A 617-nucleotide genomic window follows, 5' to 3' on the forward strand; every position below is an offset into this window, starting at 1 on the left:
CCTGCCAGCCCGGTACACGAAACCCACCAACCGGTCCCTCAACAACCTCAATCACACCACCAGCACCAGCGACGTCAACATTCTCCACGCCAGCAGAGCCGGGAATGGGCGGAGTGGTCGTTTCTTGGCGGTAATCGACTTGGAGCGTTAACTGGTTGTCAGAATCCGAGCGAAAGTCGAATGAGTACCTATCTGTGTCATTAGCTGGAGGCGGTGACGTGCTAACTAGGATCAAGTCGGCAATTAAAATGGCTTTTTTCCAAGTCTCTACTGGCTTCATGATTGTGAACCTTCATCCTTAGAATCGCCGTAGAGACGCCTTAAAACGAAAGATCCCGAACCGCTGTCCACTTCGAGCTCGATGACCTCAGTTCTTTCTACGCCGCTGACAATTTTCCCCTCTTCATTAAACGCAACGTATATGGGGGTATGTACTGTACCCACAACCAAATAGACATCCTCATCATCCGAATGAGGGATGCCATCATCTAGAGTCCTGACCTCGTATTTCATACCGATGTTCCACCCGCCGCCTGTGTATTGCGTCTCGATCTCGTTGATAAAGGATTGGCATACATTGCATTCTGGGCTGCTGACTTTTTTGAGGGTGGTGGTGT

2 protein-coding genes are annotated in these 617 nt (G+C 50.2%); both read right to left on the minus strand.

Features of this window, described 5'->3' with window-relative positions; genetic code table 11:
- The coding region (locus tag HMPREF2975_RS12800; RefSeq protein ID WP_227469328.1) for a hypothetical protein at positions 1–280 on the minus strand (280 nt) is incomplete at its 3' end.
- On the minus strand, positions 277–617 hold a 341-nt coding region (locus HMPREF2975_RS07800), incomplete at its 5' end, for a DUF6318 family protein (protein WP_227469329.1). The genes HMPREF2975_RS12800 and HMPREF2975_RS07800, both read right to left, overlap by 4 nt.

The organism is Actinomyces sp. HMSC065F12, from assembly GCF_001814535.1.
GTDB lineage: Bacteria > Actinomycetota > Actinomycetes > Actinomycetales > Actinomycetaceae > Pauljensenia > Pauljensenia radingae_A.